2 pseudogenes are annotated in these 725 nt (G+C 30.8%); both read right to left on the bottom strand.

Features of this window, described 5'->3' with window-relative positions:
- Positions 1-348 (bottom strand): annotated as a pseudogene (locus AJ932_RS10750) (hypothetical protein); the annotation flags it as partial.
- Positions 349-364: 16 nt separating this feature from the next.
- Positions 365-725: pseudogene (locus AJ932_RS10755) on the bottom strand (hypothetical protein); the annotation flags it as partial.

Genomic DNA, 725 nt, shown 5'->3' on the forward strand with positions numbered 1-725 from the left:
ACGATAATACACAAAAAAAGTTCCTAAAGGAAAAACCAAATCATTTTTGATATAATACTTAATCACAAGTTTTTCTTTTGTGATATAAATTCTTTTAATATTTGCCGTTTTATAGATCTCTTGTGCAAGTGCATATACCGTTACAAGAAACATAATAAAAACCATAAACCATTTAAAATCCTTAGTATTGTCAAATGCCCTAGGAAGCAAATAAAGCATAAAACATAAAAGCACAATATATATTATCCAATAAAGCAAAAACGAAGGTATATCTTTTTTTCCTTCCCAAATGATTTCATCTTGAGTGTCTTGCTCTTTGATTTCTGTGTTATTGTTTGTTTGGCTCATTTTTATCTCCGAGTTATCATTCTGCCCTAAGCTCTCCACCTCTAACCACAAGTCCTTTAGAGTCTATAGTTACTTCAACTCCACCTACTTTAATGATAACACAATCTCCCTTAGTAACAATTTGAGTATCACCTACTTGGTGGAGGATTTGATTGCCTGCTTTTACTTCACAATCTGTTTGAAAGTCAAAAGTTGAATTATCAGATTCTAAAGAATATTGTTCTTCTACCTTTGTCTGCATGGAATTGGACTTTAAGGATGTATTATCTTGTATGTGGGCGGATAAATTTTGATGAACATTAAGGAAAAATTCTTTTTCTATTGTTTGGGTTAAAGACTTTTCTATTAATAATTTATTTTCTCCCTTCACATTCCTT

Origin of the sequence: Campylobacter sp. BCW_6873 (assembly GCF_001762365.1) — a bacterium.
In the GTDB taxonomy this organism is placed as follows: Bacteria; Campylobacterota; Campylobacteria; order Campylobacterales; family Campylobacteraceae; genus Campylobacter_D; species Campylobacter_D jejuni.